We start from the raw sequence: 15,156 nt of genomic DNA on the forward strand, positions 1-15,156 counted from the left end.
GCAGCAGAAAAATAAATAATAGCTCTCGCGGCATACCAAACGCAGCCCATAGCCCGTCTTTTGATTTGTCCATATTATTGATTTTAAATATATTTTTAATTTTAAATATATAGAAACCCATCAGATTCATTCCTTTTAATACTGATGATTAATATCTTAGCGCATCGAGAGCACCACAGAACCTGATGAACCCGAGCATGGCTTTTCTGGGTTAACATGCTGGAGGCGGACTTGCCGCGCACTGATGTCGGTCACTTGCCAATGAGCCAATAGGCGCGTTTCTATCGCCAGTTTTTGCCACTGGCCCTCCGCCCGCTGTACCCAAGCAGAATGGTAATCCGCCCCCCGGACAATGCCCTGTAATTGCCAATCGGCGAGTTTTTCACGGTCATCATCACAAGCCCCTGTTAATACTCGTTCAAATGGGTTGCGCCCAATCTCAGCCAGTAAGGGTTCTGCGCCAACCGTCAAAGCCGGTAATGCCACCATCAACAGCCCTCCAAACATCCACTGTCTGTTGCGGCGATTATTCACTTTCACCTCCGGTAAGAGACTCTTTTAGGTTTAGTTTCACTGTCAGCGCATGCTTCTCTCGTGTAATGCCCATTATCTGGACTTGGACTGGCGATGAGGTTGCAGCTAACTGACGAAGTAAATGGAGCAATCCATAAAAATTAACCCGCAAGGTTGCATGCCATTGTTGTTGCTTGGTTAATTGTTGTTGCTTAGTTAATTGTTGTTGCTCAGTTAATTGTTGTTCGGCTGAGTTTCCTCCGGCCGCCACTGACTGTTCAGATTGCCGCTGCCAACTCATCACCTGTCCACCAAACGGCACAATCCATTGCCCCACCAAATGTGCCATTGAGGCATTTGACGGCTGCAACGGTGCTTCAACCGCATTCAACACAGTAATTTGCTGCTCAAGAGAAATGAGCGATGGCAACTGCATCAGTGTGGATTGTTGGCGCTCAATCTGTTGTTGGTGTTGAATAATTTCCTGAGTAGCTAGCCGTTGCTGTTGCCATAAGGGCCGCAGCACCATGCCATAAACACTCGCACCAACCAGCGCCAGTATCCCCCATTGATATAAACAAAGCTGCCAGCCGGGCCTGTCCATCCAGCGCTGAAGCTGTTTATTCATCATTAACCCCCTCCTCCTGCCAGTCGGCCTGCGCCATAAATCGAAAATGACCATCATCCTGCTGCGCAATTTTTTGTAAGCGCACATTTGCCAATAGGGGCTGACGCCTTAACTTCACCAAAAAATCATGGATAGCGGTGTAATCTTGGCTAACAGCCTCAAAAACCAGATGTTCACCTTTAGGTATCAGGCTGATTAACCAGCAGTTCTCGGGGATTTCCTGTGCTAACAACTGCAATAATGTTGCGTAGCGGCGAGCGGATTGGTGCATTTTCCGATACATTTTCACTCGCTGCTCCGCGTGCTGTTTTTGTGTCATCCGCTGTTGCACCTGTTGATGATGCTGGCTTAATACCTTTTGCTGGTGCAAAAGCGCGGTAAGGCTGCTTTGCTGACTGATTTGCGCTAACTGTGATTGCCGCTGCACAACCACCAGTATGATGATAAAAAACAGGGCTTGGCATAACCCTAAGTTGCGCCAAAATCGGTAACGTGCAAGCTGGCGATCTGTGCGCCATGATGAGAAATTAACCTGATACATCAGTAATCTGCCGGGCGTAATGCCAACCCACCAGCCAACATGAAAGCGGCCGGTGATGAGGGCAAAGGGGGCTGATACTGAGCAAACGCAGCAAAGGGTGACCAGCGCGTGGTATTTTCCGGTGGGGATTCATCCATCATACTGCTGTAATACACTTTCACCGGATTATCATTTGGTTGGGGATGATGGGTATGCAACTGTGCCAGTAATGCAGTTAACGGATTAGCAATTAACGGATTAAACGAGCGCACGCAGTCGCATTCCTGTATCTCGTCAATTTCAATGGGTACCACACCAAAGATAAACGGCATTTCACTGGAGGAAACCCACAACCACTCATGTGCCAGCCGATGAACTAACCAATAAGTCCCTGATAAACCAGCGGCCGTGGCCATATAACGCAGGGCGCAGGGGGTGATATCAATTACGGGGGATGGTAGGTTAGCCTGCTGTAAACATGCTTGCCATTGGTGAATTTCTGACTGGCGAGCGGCTGTGATTAATAATTCACTACCAACTTCAGCACGATAATCCAGCGCCAACTCCTGACTGTTGACCGGGAAAAGCTTGCTTGCCTCCGCATTGATGAACCCCGTGCGTTCGGGTTCACGCAGCCGCCGGTCTGGAAGAGGGATAGTCTGCTGCAATATACGCTGGGCGGGCAGTGCAATGCGTAATGAAATATGTCGTGGTAATTGTTTGCGTAATAATTTGAGTTTGTCGCTAACTACATCTGGCTGTTGTAAAATACCCTCCCGCAAAGCCCCAGAAGGTAAGGTTTGATGCCACCAATACCGCAGTTGCCAACCATAACGGCGTCTGACAACGGCCAAGGCGCGTATAGCCTCCATTTGAATATCTAGCCCAACCTGCCAATATTGTGTGTGCATCTTTGTCGACCTCCGTGTCGAGAGAGAATAAAAGAACGTATCCATGTAACGGGCTTGCCTTTATACTACGGCGCGGTTGTTTATAAACTGCCCAATTGACATTGAATGGGAAATCTCAGGTGAAGTTCGTAAAGTATTTTTTGATCCTTGCGGTGTGTTGCATTTTACTGGGAGCAGCCTCGATATTTGGCCTGTACAAATATATTGAGCCTCAGCTACCCGACGTTGCCACACTGAAAGATGTCCGGCTGCAAACGCCTATGTTGGTGTATAGCGCCGAAGGCGAATTGATCGCCCAATACGGTGAAAAGCGCCGTATCCCGTTGACACTAAAACAAATTCCACCAGAAATGGTGCATGCGTTTATTGCCACGGAAGACAGCCGGTTCTATGAGCATCACGGTGTGGACCCAGTAGGTATCCTGCGTGCGGCTTCTATTGCACTGGTTTCCGGCCGTGCCTCTCAAGGTGCCAGCACCATTACTCAGCAATTGGCACGAAACTTTTTCTTAAGCCCGGAGCGCACCTTGATGCGCAAAATCAAGGAAGCTTTCCTGGCCATTCGTATCGAACAGTTACTGACGAAAGATGAAATTCTTGAGTTGTACCTGAACAAGATTTATCTGGGTTACCGCGCTTATGGTGTCGGGGCGGCGGCGCAGGTTTATTTTGGTAAAGAAGTCAATGAGTTGAGCCTCAGTCAAATGGCGATGATTGCCGGTTTACCGAAAGCGCCCTCGACTTTCAACCCGCTCTACTCACATGACCGGGCGGTTGCGCGCCGTAATGTTGTGCTATCACGCATGCTGGATGAAAAATACATCACCCAGGCGCAATACGAGCAAGCTCGCAGTGAAGAACTGGTCGCCAACTATCATGCGCCGCAAATTGCTTTCTCAGCACCTTATTTGTCTGAAATGGTGCGGCAGGAGATGATTAAGCGCTATGGCGAAAACGCCTATACCGATGGTTATCAGGTCTACACCACTATCACTAGAAAACTCCAATTGGCGGCGGTGGATTCCTTACGTGCCAATGTGTTGGCTTATGACATGCGCCACGGCTATCGCGGCCCATCCAATGTGTTGTGGAAAGTGGGTGAAAGCGCATGGAGCAATGAGAAAATTATTGATTCGCTGAAAACATTGCCGGTTTATGGCCCGCTGTTGCCTGCGGTCGTTACGCAAGCGAATGCCGACCAAGCGACAGCAATATTGGCGGATGGCAACAGTGTGGCGTTACCGATGGCCGGTATGCGTTGGGCGCGCCCCTATAAATCTGACAATGCTCAGGGGCCAACACCTAAGAAAGTCACTGATGTGGTACAGCCAGGTCAACAGATTTGGGTCAGAAAAGTAGGTGACAGTTGGTGGTTGGCTCAAGTGCCAGACGTCAATTCCGCCTTGGTTTCTATTGACCCGAACAATGGCGCAATCAAAGCACTGGTCGGCGGTTTTGACTTTAACCAAAGTAAATTTAACCGTGTGACACAGGCGCTGCGTCAGGTCGGGTCGAATATCAAACCTTTCCTGTATACCGCGGCGATGGACAAAGGCCTGACTCTGGCAACCATCCTTAACGACTTGCCAATTACCCGCTGGGATGCGGGTGCTGGCACCGATTGGCGGCCCAAAAACTCGCCTCCAACTTATGATGGCCCGATTCGTCTGCGTCAAGGTTTAGGCCAGTCGAAAAACGTGGTGATGGTGCGGGCAATGCGTGCCATGGGTGTGGATTATGCCGCTGAATATCTGGAGCGCTTTGGTTTCCCGGCACAGAATATCGTGCATTCAGAATCATTGGCGCTGGGTTCCGCGTCATTCACACCATTACAGCTCGTCCGCGGTTATGCAGTGTTGGCCAACGGCGGCTATTTGGTCGACCCGTATTTCATCACCAAAATCACCGATGACACCGGCAATGTGCTGTTTGAAACGAAACCAAAAATTGTATGTGCAGAGTGTAATTTACCGGTCATTTACGGTGACACTCAGCGCTCGGTCGTGCTGTCCGACGACAACACTGAAAACGTCGCAACTTCACAAACGAATAATGCTAACAATGTGCCAATGCCAGAGCTGGAACAAGTTACGCCAGCACAGGCCAAGCTCAATAGCGATGAGCAATATGCGCCACATGTGATCAGTACACCGCTGGCGTTCTTGATGCGCGATGCATTGAACTCCAACATCTTCGGGGAACCCGGCTGGATGGGCACAGGCTGGCGTGCTGGGCGCGACTTAAAACGCAAAGATATCGGCGGTAAAACCGGAACCACCAATAACTCGAAAGATGCCTGGTTCTCCGGCTACGGCCCGGATACCGTGACATCCGTCTGGATTGGTTTTGACGATCATCGCCGTGACTTAGGCCGCAGCACTGCATCTGGCGCTATTTCTGATCAGATTTCAGGGGCCGAGGGCGGAGCGAAAACGGCTCAACCGGCGTGGAATGACTTTATGAAAGCGGCCTTGGAAGGCCTGCCGGAAAAACAAGTTTCACCACCGCCAGGTATCGTCAGTGTCGTGATTGATAAGCAGACAGGCAAGCTATCCCCAGGCGGCCCAGGTAGCCGCTCAGAGTACTTTATCGAGGGGACACAACCCACCGAGTATTCAGTACATGAAGCGGGTACGACACTAATGGACAACGGCCAGACTCACGAGTTGTTCTGACGAGCGGTGAAGTGAGTGCTAATGGCGACTAAGCTGCTTTAGCACCAAAATAAAAGCCGGGAAATCGCAAGATTGTCCCGGTTTTTTTATGGCGAGCCGCTCAATATCAGGCCATACCCGCTTTGGTCAAAAATACCTGAGCCAAAAACAGGGCGCTGACATTGCGGGCTTCGCGAAAATTCGGTTCATCGAGCAGCGCCATCATATTCGCAATAGGCCAGCGCACTTGGGGCAGCGGTTCTGGCTCATCACCTTCCAGACTTTGTGGATAAAGGTTTTGCGCCACAATAATGTTCATTTTGCTGGAGAAATAGGACGGTGCCATCGTCAGTTTACTGAGGTAATCGAAACGCTCAGCGCCAAAGCCAACCTCCTCCATCAATTCGCGATTTGCGGCCTCTAATACACCCTCTCCGGGATCAATCAACCCTTTGGGGAAGCCCAATTCATACTCTTCTATACCCACGGCATACTCGCGGATCAGCAATAGGTCATCACCAATAATGGGCACGATCATGACGGCTTCGCGATTTGATGGCCGCATGCGCTCATAGACACGTTGTACGCCATTACTGAACTCGAGATCGACGGCTTCAACCGTAAATAAGCGGGAGCAGGCAATCGTTTCTATTTTAAGTATTTTAGGTTTTTGCAGGTGTTCCATAATGGCCCCAAATTAAAACTTACCGCCTGTGTCGGGCACGTATCAGGGTAGTCAGGCTCATAATAAGGTTACTTCATAAGCGACTTTTTACCCACGCGGATTAACCCGACTCTTTATACTGGAATTTATTAGAACTTGATCACATTGTGCGTTAATGAGAACCTTTATCGCAACGCTAGTTAGATATAATTTACCTGTTTTTAACATGGCGGCGAGTTTAGTCAAGATTCAACTGGTTAATTTTCATCCTATTTCAGTGCAGTACTCGTTAAAAATTGTGTTTGAAAATAGGATTATGCTGATATTACCGAAGTTTTAGCCTTGCTATCCTTATCAGCCTACGGGCAGTGAAAGAGCACTTGCATTAAGTTATTTGATGAATAACTCTGTTATATGCCTCTGTAAGGTGTTTATGCATAATATATGCCCAAAATAATTCGAGTTGTAGGAAGGCGGCAATTGAGTGAATCCAGATGAGTTGACGCCAGTCAATGATTCGGGTGAATGAAAGCAGCCAACGCACATGCAGCTTGACGTATGACGGGGATAATGCGTTATTTCATAGAGTTGGCGTAAAACAGGGGCGTTCGGATGGGGATGGGATGAGCACAATAGTCATAATATTGGCCTTACTGTTGACCAGTCTGATCGCAGTAGGTTTGTGGTGGTGGTTCCGATTCCGCCGCCCTGCTCCCGTAACTGCAACTCTGCCGTTCGTAAAACCTACTCATCGCAAACTGACACCTGAAGAGCGGGTAAACGTTGAGAATTATCTCTTAAATCAACAGGATAAGATTGGGCTTAAACCCCAATCAACTTTTGATACCCATAGCCTGAGCAACAGCACTCCTTCACCCACGAAGCTTATTCTAACCCCTCAAAGCGACAATGTTTATTCGGTTACGCGCGCCATTACCCGCTATGGCGTGGCCACTGATGAACCCAATAATTGGCGTTATTATCTTGATTCTATTGAAGTTCATTTACCTGCTTCGTGGGAACAATATATTACTCAGGATAATGACGTAGAACTGATCCAAACCCAGCCGCTCCCTCTGGTTATTTCCCTCAACGGGCATACGCTGAAAAATCACCAGTCTGAGAATAGTTACCAGCTTATTTTACCTTCAGTGGCGCAAAATGCGTCAATTCGCAAGGCGGATAGCGAGCATATTGAGCTGCTGAATATCCGTAAGGAAACAGCGGAAGAATATGCTCTGCATGGCGCTAATGGCCTAAAAGAAGCGGCGGCTATTTGTTTAGCATTGCTATTGCTGTTCTTTGCACTGACTGGCCCAACGGTAATACTGCCCTGGCTTATTATTGTGGCAGCCATATTAACCGGTTGGGCTTGCTGGAATATGTTCCGCCCGCTATCTGAGAAAGACTTGCGGGAAGTTCATTGCTTGAGTGGTACACCAAAGCGCTGGGGCCTGTTCGGTGAGTCAAATCAGGGGCAGATGAACAATATCTCACTCGGGATTGTAGATCTGATTTATCCGGCCCATTGGGGGCCTTATTTTGCTCATGATCTGGGTAAAAAAACCAACATTGATATCTATCTCAATCGTCAGGTTGTTCGTCAGGGGGCTTTTTTATCCCTGCATGATGAAATGAAACATTTTCCTCTACAGCGTTGGGGGAAAAACCTGACGCTGATGGCCGGTTCACTGTTAGTCATGGGATTATTACTGATTTATATCCCATTGGGTCTGCCGCTGAAATTAAGTGTTGCTTGGTTACAAGGCGCACAAAGCCAGCAGGTGACCAGCGTCGAAGCATTAGAAAAGATGCCACTCCATATTGGCGATATGCTGAAAGCGCAGGGGACGGGGATGTGCTATGTCCCACCGAATACCCAAAACCCACACAATTTTGTTTTTACACCTTTTGATTGTTCCGGTATCTATTGGAATAACGCTGCACCCTTGCCGCAACCTGAATCTGAAATTATTGAAAAAGCGGCCGCGCTGGTGGCGACCGTCAACCAACAACTGCACCCACAAGGCACGGATACCAACGTTAACCCACAGTTGGCAACTGCGATTGAAAAATCCGGCATGATTTTGCTGGATAACTTTGCTGATATCGTCCTAAAAACGCAGGCATTATGTGGTGGAGACGCCGATTGTATCCGTCTAAAAAATGCCTTGGTGAATTTAGGTAATGCCAAAAATTGGTCTGGGCTAGTGAAACGGGCACAATCTGGCACCTTAAAAGGCATGAATGTGCTGTTACGCCCGGTCAGTGCTGACACCTTGGAAAATCTGGTTAAGACGGCAACCTCATCATTTGTTTACCGCGAAACACATTTGGCGACAGAAGCGTTAAACAGCCCACCGCCGGGTGGGTTCCTGATTACCAGCGATGAAGGTAAACAACTGGTTAATCACCCTGCTCCATCGGTTCCACTGTTTGATTACAGTGCGCTTGAGCAATGGCGGGAGTTACAGCGGCTCTCTGGGCTGCTACTCAACACCCCATTTAAGGCGGAAGGGATCATTACCAATATCACTACCGACGCCAATGGCACCCGCCATATTGCATTACACAGTGAACCGGATATCATGACACTCGGCCGTTATTTGGGTACCAGCCTGCTGTTGCTGGCCCTGATGATTTGTTTCGCGGTGAATGCAACCTTATTCATTCAGCGGATACTGAAAAACCGTAGCCGTATGGATAATATTCAGCGCTATTATGATAATTGCTTCAACCAACCCCTCACTCCAACACCTTTCATGCGTTAGCCATTTTTCGTTTATTATGAACTATTATTTATACCTTAAATAATTCGAGTTGCAGAAGGGCGGCCAACGCACATGCAGCTTGAAGTATGACGGGTTATCACCACTATTGTGATTGTGGAGCCGCTATGCCCCCTGAATTTAATTGGCAAGAAATTGATACCGTGCTGCTGGATATGGATGGCACTCTGCTGGATTTAGAGTTCGACAGCCATTTCTGGTTAAAGCAGGTACCGGAAACTCTCAGCCAACAGCGCGGAATCTCGCTGGAACAAGCGCATAAAATTATCCATGATGAATATCTGGCAGTGCAGCACACATTAAATTGGTATTGCTTCGATTATTGGAGTGAGCGACTGGATTTAGATATCTACGCCATGACCACACAAGCGGGCAGCCGGGTTCGTCTGCGCCAGGATACCCAGCCCTTTCTGACCAGTTTACGGGAGCGCGGCTTGCAAACTATTTTGCTCACCAATGCCCACCCGCACAGCCTGGCGGTAAAAATTGAGCACACCGCTCTCGACCAGCACCTTGATTTATTACTTTCCACCCATACATTTGGTTATCCAAAGGAAGATCAACGGCTGTGGCAAGCTGTCACACAGCATACTGAGCTGAATCCTGCCAGAACCTTATTTGTCGATGACAGTGAAAAGATTTTGGATGCCGCGCACGCCTTTGGTATCCGCTATTGTCTGGGGATAGAAAACCCAGATTCCAGCTGTGCTGATAAGGCATTTCACAGCCATCCTGCAATCAATGATTACCGTAAGCTATTGCCCGCATTGCAGTTACGCAAGTGAGTGGGGAAATTCAGCCTAACGACAGGAGTTTTCATGAAGGATAAAACAGCTTTGGATGAATCGGTTCGGCTGGATAAATGGCTTTGGGCTGCCCGGTTTTACAAAACCAGAGCCGTCGCGCGGGACATGGTGGACGGCGGCAAAGTCCACTACAACGGGCAGCGCGGTAAACCGAGTAAGTTAGTTGAAATCAATGCTGAAATCCGCCTGCGCCAAGGAAACGATGAGCGCACAGTACGGGTCTTGGCGCTACACCACCAGCGCAGGGGCGCAAGTGAAGCTCAGGCATTATATGAAGAAACAGAGGCCAGCATTGCTAACCGCGAGAAAGTGGCACAGGCGCGCAAGCTAAATGCTCTGACTATGCCGCATCCGGATCGACGTCCGGATAAAAAAGAGCGTCGCAACCTAATCAAATTTAAACAAGGCGAGCCTGAGTAAACTGCTTGCAGCCAGAAAGAGAGAAAATTATGTCTAATCACGACCTGTCTCATCACGACCAATCTAATCGCGATCAACTACATCGCTATCTGTTCGCTAACCATGCGGTGCGCGGTGAGCTAGTTTCAGTTAATGAAACCTATCAGCAGGTATTAGCCAATCATGATTATCCACCCGCGGTACAAAAACTGTTGGGTGAAATGTTGGTCGCGACCAGTCTACTAACGGCTACCCTCAAGTTTGACGGTGATATTACGGTGCAATTGCAGGGCGGCGATGGCCCACTATCACTGGCAGTGATTAACGGCAATAACCAACAAGAAATGCGTGGCGTCGCCCGCTTTAAAGGCGAGATCAGTGATGAAAGCACCCTGAAAGAGATGATGGGCAACAGTGGTTATCTGGTGATCACTATCACGCCAGCACAGGGGGAACGCTATCAAGGCGTCGTGGCATTGGAAGGTGAAACCATCGCTGCCTGTCTGGAAAATTACTTTATGCAGTCTGAACAGCTCCCTACCCGCCTGTTCATCCGCACGGGTAGTGTAGAGGGTAAAGCTGCCGCAGGCGGTATGTTGCTGCAAGTTCTGCCAGCAACAGATCGCAATGAAGATGAGTTTGATCATCTGGCACAACTGACCACCACCATTAAAGCTGAAGAGTTATTCACCCTGCCGGCCAATGAGGTGCTGTATCGGTTATATCATCAGGAAGAAGTGACACTTTATGAGCCACAAAATGTCAGCTTCCGTTGTACCTGTTCCCGTGAACGTTGTGCCGATGCATTAGTGACGTTATCCGAAGATGACGTTAAAGAGATGCTCGAGCTGGACGGCAATATCGATATGAATTGCGAGTATTGCGGCACTCACTACCTGTTTGATGCGGTTGATATCGCCACATTAAAAAGCGGTAATAGTCCGTCACCAGAACAAATTCATTAATTCTTGTAATGCATAGTTGGGTGCTGACTCGTGCCCAGCTATTTCTCCTGCTGTTTCATACTTGCGACAATCCGTGTCCTATCTCTCATAACCTAGCGAAAAATAGGCCATATATTGAAATATTTGAACGCTATCGCTGTTAATCAGAGATGAGTAATTACAATCGCTGGTAGAAAATTGACGATCCAGGAGTTATGACATGAGTGTTAAAGGAATTACCCCGCAGGAGCTCGCCGCCTATGGCATCCATAACGTCAGCGAGATTGTTTACAACCCAAGCTATGATTTACTGTTCCAGGAAGAGACCAAACCCACACTCGAAGGATACGAGCGCGGAACCCTCACCACCACAGGAGCAATTGCGGTAGACACCGGTATCTTTACTGGCCGTTCACCCAAAGATAAATATATTGTCCGAGATGCCATCACGCAGGATACCGTGTGGTGGGCTGATCAAGGCAAAGGCAAGAATGATAACAAACCGCTGAGCCAAGAAACCTGGGCCCACCTGAAAGGGTTGGTAACCAATCAGTTGTCTGGCAAGCGCCTGTTTGTTGTTGATACATTCTGCGGTGCCAATGCCGATACCCGTCTGCAAGTTCGCTTTGTCACTGAAGTGGCCTGGCAAGCGCATTTCGTCAAAAACATGTTTATCCGCCCAACAGATGAAGAACTGGCCCATTTCGAACCTGATTTTATCGTCATGAATGGCGCTAAATGCACTAACCCGAACTGGAAAGAGCAAGGTCTGAATTCAGAGAACTTTGTCGCCTTTAACCTGACAGAACGTATGCAGCTGATTGGCGGCACATGGTATGGCGGTGAAATGAAGAAAGGTATGTTCTCAATGATGAACTACCTGCTACCACTGAAAGGCATTGCTTCCATGCACTGCTCGGCTAACGTCGGCGAAAAAGGCGATGTTGCTATCTTCTTCGGCTTGTCCGGTACCGGTAAAACCACCCTGTCCACTGACCCGAAACGCAAGTTGATCGGCGATGACGAACATGGCTGGGATGATGACGGCGTATTTAACTTTGAAGGTGGCTGCTACGCCAAAACCATCAAATTATCCGAAGAAGCAGAACCCGATATTTATCATGCAATTAAGCGCGATGCTTTGCTGGAAAACGTAGTCGTACTGCCAGATGGTACTGTTGATTTCAATGACGGTTCCAAAACTGAAAACACCCGTGTTTCTTACCCTATCTACCACATTGAAAATATCGTCAAGCCAGTATCTAAAGCGGGCCATGCCACTAAAGTTATTTTCCTGACGGCTGATGCTTTTGGCGTATTACCGCCGGTATCTCGCCTGACGGCAAATCAAACCCAGTATCACTTCCTGTCTGGCTTTACCGCCAAACTGGCCGGTACTGAGCGCGGTGTTACTGAGCCGACGCCAACCTTCTCTGCGTGTTTTGGTGCCGCATTCTTGTCACTGCATCCAACACAATATGCAGAAGTGCTGGTGAAACGTATGCAAGCGGTGGGCGCACAAGCTTATCTGGTCAACACTGGCTGGAATGGCACGGGCAAACGTATTTCCATCAAAGATACCCGAGCTATCATTGACGCCATTCTGAATGGTGAAATTGATAAGGCTGAAACCTTTACTTTACCTATCTTTGATCTGGCGGTGCCGATGGCATTACCGGGCGTAGACCCTGCAATCCTCGACCCTCGCGATACTTACGCCGATGTCGCGCAGTGGCAAGAGAAAGCCGAAGACTTAGCGAAGCGCTTTACCACTAACTTCGATAAGTATACGGATACCCCAGCTGGGGCCGCGCTAGTCAGCGCAGGGCCAAAGATCTGATTTAGATTTGGTTTTGTAAGATGACAAAAGGGGCACATTGGTGTCCCTTTTTGTTTTTCGCACATCAACAATGGATTAGATCTGGTTTGGTGGTTTAGTGATCAGGTTGGGTTGTGGTTGTTCGGTGATCGGGTTCGGTTGTCATGAGTTTAGTGATTAGCTTATCTCCGTAGCCTCAACCGAACCGAATCACTATTCACTAGTCACTGAACAATTAATATTCAATAACCAAATCTGATCACACTACCACTGATGGCTTAGCCTTCACATCCAACGGCAACGGGATATAAGCCCGAATCCGTAATCCGCCCCGCTCACTGGTGCCGATATCCAACGAACCGGCGTGCGCATCAATAATCCGCTGCACAATGGCCAGCCCTAATCCGGTGCCGCTGGTGCTGCGTGCGCTATCACCACGGACAAAAGGCTGGAATAAATGCTTTAAATCTTCGGGCTTGATACCGGGGCCATCATCTTCCACCTGGAACCAGGCGCGTTGAAGTTCAGTGCCGCTACTCACTTTTATCCAACCATTACCGTAACGGGCGGCGTTCACCACCATATTTGCCAAAGCGCGTTTAATGGATAACGGATGAATATCCACCATGACCTCGCCTTGGCATAAATCTGTTTCAATTACCCGCTCATAGCCGCTTTCAGCCGCAATCACTTCACCCAACACCGCATTAAGATCACTCGATTCGGTCGGCATCTCCTGCCCAGTGCGCAGATAATCGATAAATTGCTCAATAATGGCATTGCACTCTTCAATGTCTTTATTGATCGACTCAGAGAGATAACCGTCGGCTTCACTCATCATTTCCGTCGCCAAACGAATCCGGGTCAATGGTGTGCGTAAGTCATGGCTGACCCCGGCCATTAGCAAAGTGCGGTCATCAGCCAGCAGCTTCACGCCAGCCGCCATTTGGTTAAATGCCCGGGTCACAGAACGCACTTCTGAAGCGCCATATTCCCGTAAAGGCGGCGGAATAATACCCTTACCGACCTGCAAAGCCGCGTGTTCCAGCTCGACCAAGGGACGATTCTGAATACGGATAAACAGCCAAGCCCCGCCGACCGCCAACAGCATGATGGCCAAGGTATAGCGGAACAGTGGCGAAAAATCGCCTTGATGGATCTCGGTTAATGGCACCCTCACCCAGATATCCGGCGACAACCATGTTTTTAGCCAGACAACCGGGGAGTTTTTATTCACCTCAACCCGCACATCGGTTGGCCCACCTAATTGCTGGGCCATTTGATCACTAAGAAATTTGTAATGCTGTGCCCAACGCAGGCCACTTTCCTCTGCCGCAGCATTGGTATAAAGCGAAATCCCCAATTCACGGTAAATCTCACGCCGAAACGCCGGCGGGACTTCAAGTAGCGTGCCATCTTCCAGTTGCAGTCGATCAGTCATCAGCATACGAACTTCATAGGCCAACACTTTATTAAACTGCTGCAAACTGGGCAAAATGGCGAAATTCAGCACCACCAAATACGTCGTGACCAAGCTGACAAACAACAAGGTCACAATCAGTAATAAGGTTCGGGCGAATGAGCTACGCGGAGAAAAGCGCCATCGCCTCATGCTTTACTGCCGTCCGGCACGAATACATAGCCCAAACCCCATACGGTTTGGATATAGCGTGGATGCGCTGGGTCTTCTTCTACCATGCGGCGCAGACGTGAAATCTGTACGTCGATAGAGCGCTCCATTGCACTGTATTCACGGCCACGCGCCAGGTTCATCAATTTATCGCGAGATAATGGCTCACGCGGGTGACTGACCAAGGCTTTCAGCACCGCAAACTCGCCGCTAGTCAATGGCATAGGCTCATCTTCACGGAACATCTCGCGAGTCCCGAGGTTCAGTTTGAACTTACCAAAGGCAATAATCGCTTCTTCTTGTGAAGGCGCGCCCGGTAATTCGTTAGCCTGACGACGCAATACTGCACGGATGCGGGCCAGCAATTCGCGGGGATTGAATGGCTTCGGAATATAGTCATCCGCACCAATCTCCAGCCCAACGATACGGTCAACTTCTTCACCTTTCGCCGTCACCATAATGATCGGCATTGGGTTGCTTTGACTGCGCAGACGGCGGCAAATAGACAGGCCATCTTCCCCTGGTAACATCAGGTCGAGCACCATCAGGTGGAAAGACTCACGGGTCAGCAAGCGATCCATCTGTTCAGCATTGGCAACACTGCGCACCTGGAAACCTTGCTCTGTCAGGTAACGTTCTAATAGCGCACGTAGGCGCATATCGTCATCAACGACCAGAATCTTGTGATTCTCTTGCATTTTATTACTCCCAAAGGCCGTATTGCCCGAATCTGCACATTGTTAGAAAAACTTACTCTATACCCTAAATAATTCGAGTTGCAGGAAGGCGGTAACTGAGTAAATCCCCAAGAGCTTACATAAGTAAGTGACTGGGGTGAACGAAAGCAGTCAACGCACATGCAGCTTGAAGTATGACGGG

The 15,156-nt window shown here is 48.9% G+C and carries 13 protein-coding genes; 6 read left to right on the forward strand and 7 right to left on the reverse strand.

Annotated features, from left to right (window positions below; all coding sequences use genetic code 11):
• Positions 1 to 156: 156 nt before the first annotated feature.
• The 4 genes from DXZ79_RS19310 to pilM are packed head-to-tail and all read right to left on the reverse strand — an operon-like array spanning position 157 to position 2,572.
• Positions 157 to 507 (reverse strand): pilus assembly protein PilP, encoded by a 351-nt coding sequence (locus DXZ79_RS19310; RefSeq protein ID WP_038639913.1) that lies wholly within the window; start codon positions 505 to 507, stop codon positions 157 to 159.
• Positions 508 to 526: 19 nt separating this feature from the next.
• Positions 527 to 1,141: a hypothetical protein gene (locus DXZ79_RS19315; protein WP_050291916.1), complete on the reverse strand. Its 615-nt coding sequence runs from the start codon at positions 1,139 to 1,141 to the stop codon at positions 527 to 529.
• Positions 1,134 to 1,682, reverse strand: coding sequence for a PilN domain-containing protein (locus tag DXZ79_RS19320; protein ID WP_038637227.1), 549 nt, complete (start codon positions 1,680 to 1,682; stop codon positions 1,134 to 1,136). The genes DXZ79_RS19315 and DXZ79_RS19320 overlap by 8 nt, the downstream gene beginning before the upstream one ends.
• Complete coding sequence (pilM, locus tag DXZ79_RS19325; protein WP_145540451.1) at positions 1,682 to 2,572, reverse strand: type IV pilus biogenesis protein PilM; 891 nt, start codon at positions 2,570 to 2,572, stop codon at positions 1,682 to 1,684. Before pilM ends, DXZ79_RS19320 begins: the two co-directional genes overlap by 1 nt.
• Before the next feature lie 119 nt (positions 2,573 to 2,691).
• Between pilM and mrcA the strand changes: the two genes are divergently transcribed.
• On the forward strand, positions 2,692 to 5,247 hold the full coding sequence (gene mrcA, locus DXZ79_RS19330) for a peptidoglycan glycosyltransferase/peptidoglycan DD-transpeptidase MrcA (protein WP_120011547.1): 2,556 nt from the start codon (positions 2,692 to 2,694) through the stop codon (positions 5,245 to 5,247).
• 106 nt (positions 5,248 to 5,353) lie between these two features.
• Here the strand turns inward: mrcA and nudE are convergent, their stop codons facing one another.
• On the reverse strand, positions 5,354 to 5,911 hold the full coding sequence (gene nudE / locus DXZ79_RS19335; protein WP_038637236.1) for an ADP compounds hydrolase NudE: 558 nt from the start codon (positions 5,909 to 5,911) through the stop codon (positions 5,354 to 5,356).
• A 602-nt stretch (positions 5,912 to 6,513) separates the two neighbouring features.
• Between nudE and DXZ79_RS19345 the strand changes: the two genes are divergently transcribed.
• The 5 genes from DXZ79_RS19345 (at position 6,514) to pckA (ending at position 12,668) form a co-directional block, all read left to right on the forward strand.
• On the forward strand, positions 6,514 to 8,661 hold the full coding sequence (locus DXZ79_RS19345) for an intracellular growth attenuator family protein (protein ID WP_120011549.1): 2,148 nt from the start codon (positions 6,514 to 6,516) through the stop codon (positions 8,659 to 8,661).
• Between the two features lie 125 nt (positions 8,662 to 8,786).
• Complete coding sequence (gene yrfG / locus DXZ79_RS19350; protein WP_038637241.1) at positions 8,787 to 9,464, forward strand: GMP/IMP nucleotidase; 678 nt, start codon at positions 8,787 to 8,789, stop codon at positions 9,462 to 9,464.
• Between the two features lie 33 nt (positions 9,465 to 9,497).
• On the forward strand, positions 9,498 to 9,905 hold the full coding sequence (gene hslR, locus DXZ79_RS19355; protein WP_038637244.1) for a ribosome-associated heat shock protein Hsp15: 408 nt from the start codon (positions 9,498 to 9,500) through the stop codon (positions 9,903 to 9,905).
• A 29-nt stretch (positions 9,906 to 9,934) separates the two neighbouring features.
• The gene (gene hslO / locus DXZ79_RS19360; protein WP_038637247.1) at positions 9,935 to 10,849 is read left to right on the forward strand and encodes an Hsp33 family molecular chaperone HslO; all 915 of its coding nucleotides are present in this window, start codon (positions 9,935 to 9,937) and stop codon (positions 10,847 to 10,849) included.
• A gap of 199 nt (positions 10,850 to 11,048) precedes the next feature.
• On the forward strand, positions 11,049 to 12,668 hold the full coding sequence (gene pckA, locus DXZ79_RS19365; RefSeq protein ID WP_004393224.1) for a phosphoenolpyruvate carboxykinase (ATP): 1,620 nt from the start codon (positions 11,049 to 11,051) through the stop codon (positions 12,666 to 12,668).
• Positions 12,669 to 12,906: 238 nt separating this feature from the next.
• Here the strand turns inward: pckA and envZ are convergent, their stop codons facing one another.
• Positions 12,907 to 14,259 (reverse strand): two-component system sensor histidine kinase EnvZ, encoded by a 1,353-nt coding sequence (gene envZ, locus DXZ79_RS19370; RefSeq protein ID WP_038637250.1) that lies wholly within the window; start codon positions 14,257 to 14,259, stop codon positions 12,907 to 12,909.
• Positions 14,256 to 14,975 (reverse strand): osmolarity response regulator transcription factor OmpR, encoded by a 720-nt coding sequence (gene ompR, locus DXZ79_RS19375; RefSeq protein ID WP_004393220.1) that lies wholly within the window; start codon positions 14,973 to 14,975, stop codon positions 14,256 to 14,258. The genes envZ and ompR overlap by 4 nt, the downstream gene beginning before the upstream one ends.
• Between the last annotated feature and the right edge of the window lie 181 nt (positions 14,976 to 15,156).

The sequence above is a fragment of the Yersinia rochesterensis genome (genome assembly GCF_003600645.1).
Taxonomy (GTDB): Bacteria; Pseudomonadota; Gammaproteobacteria; order Enterobacterales; family Enterobacteriaceae; genus Yersinia; species Yersinia rochesterensis.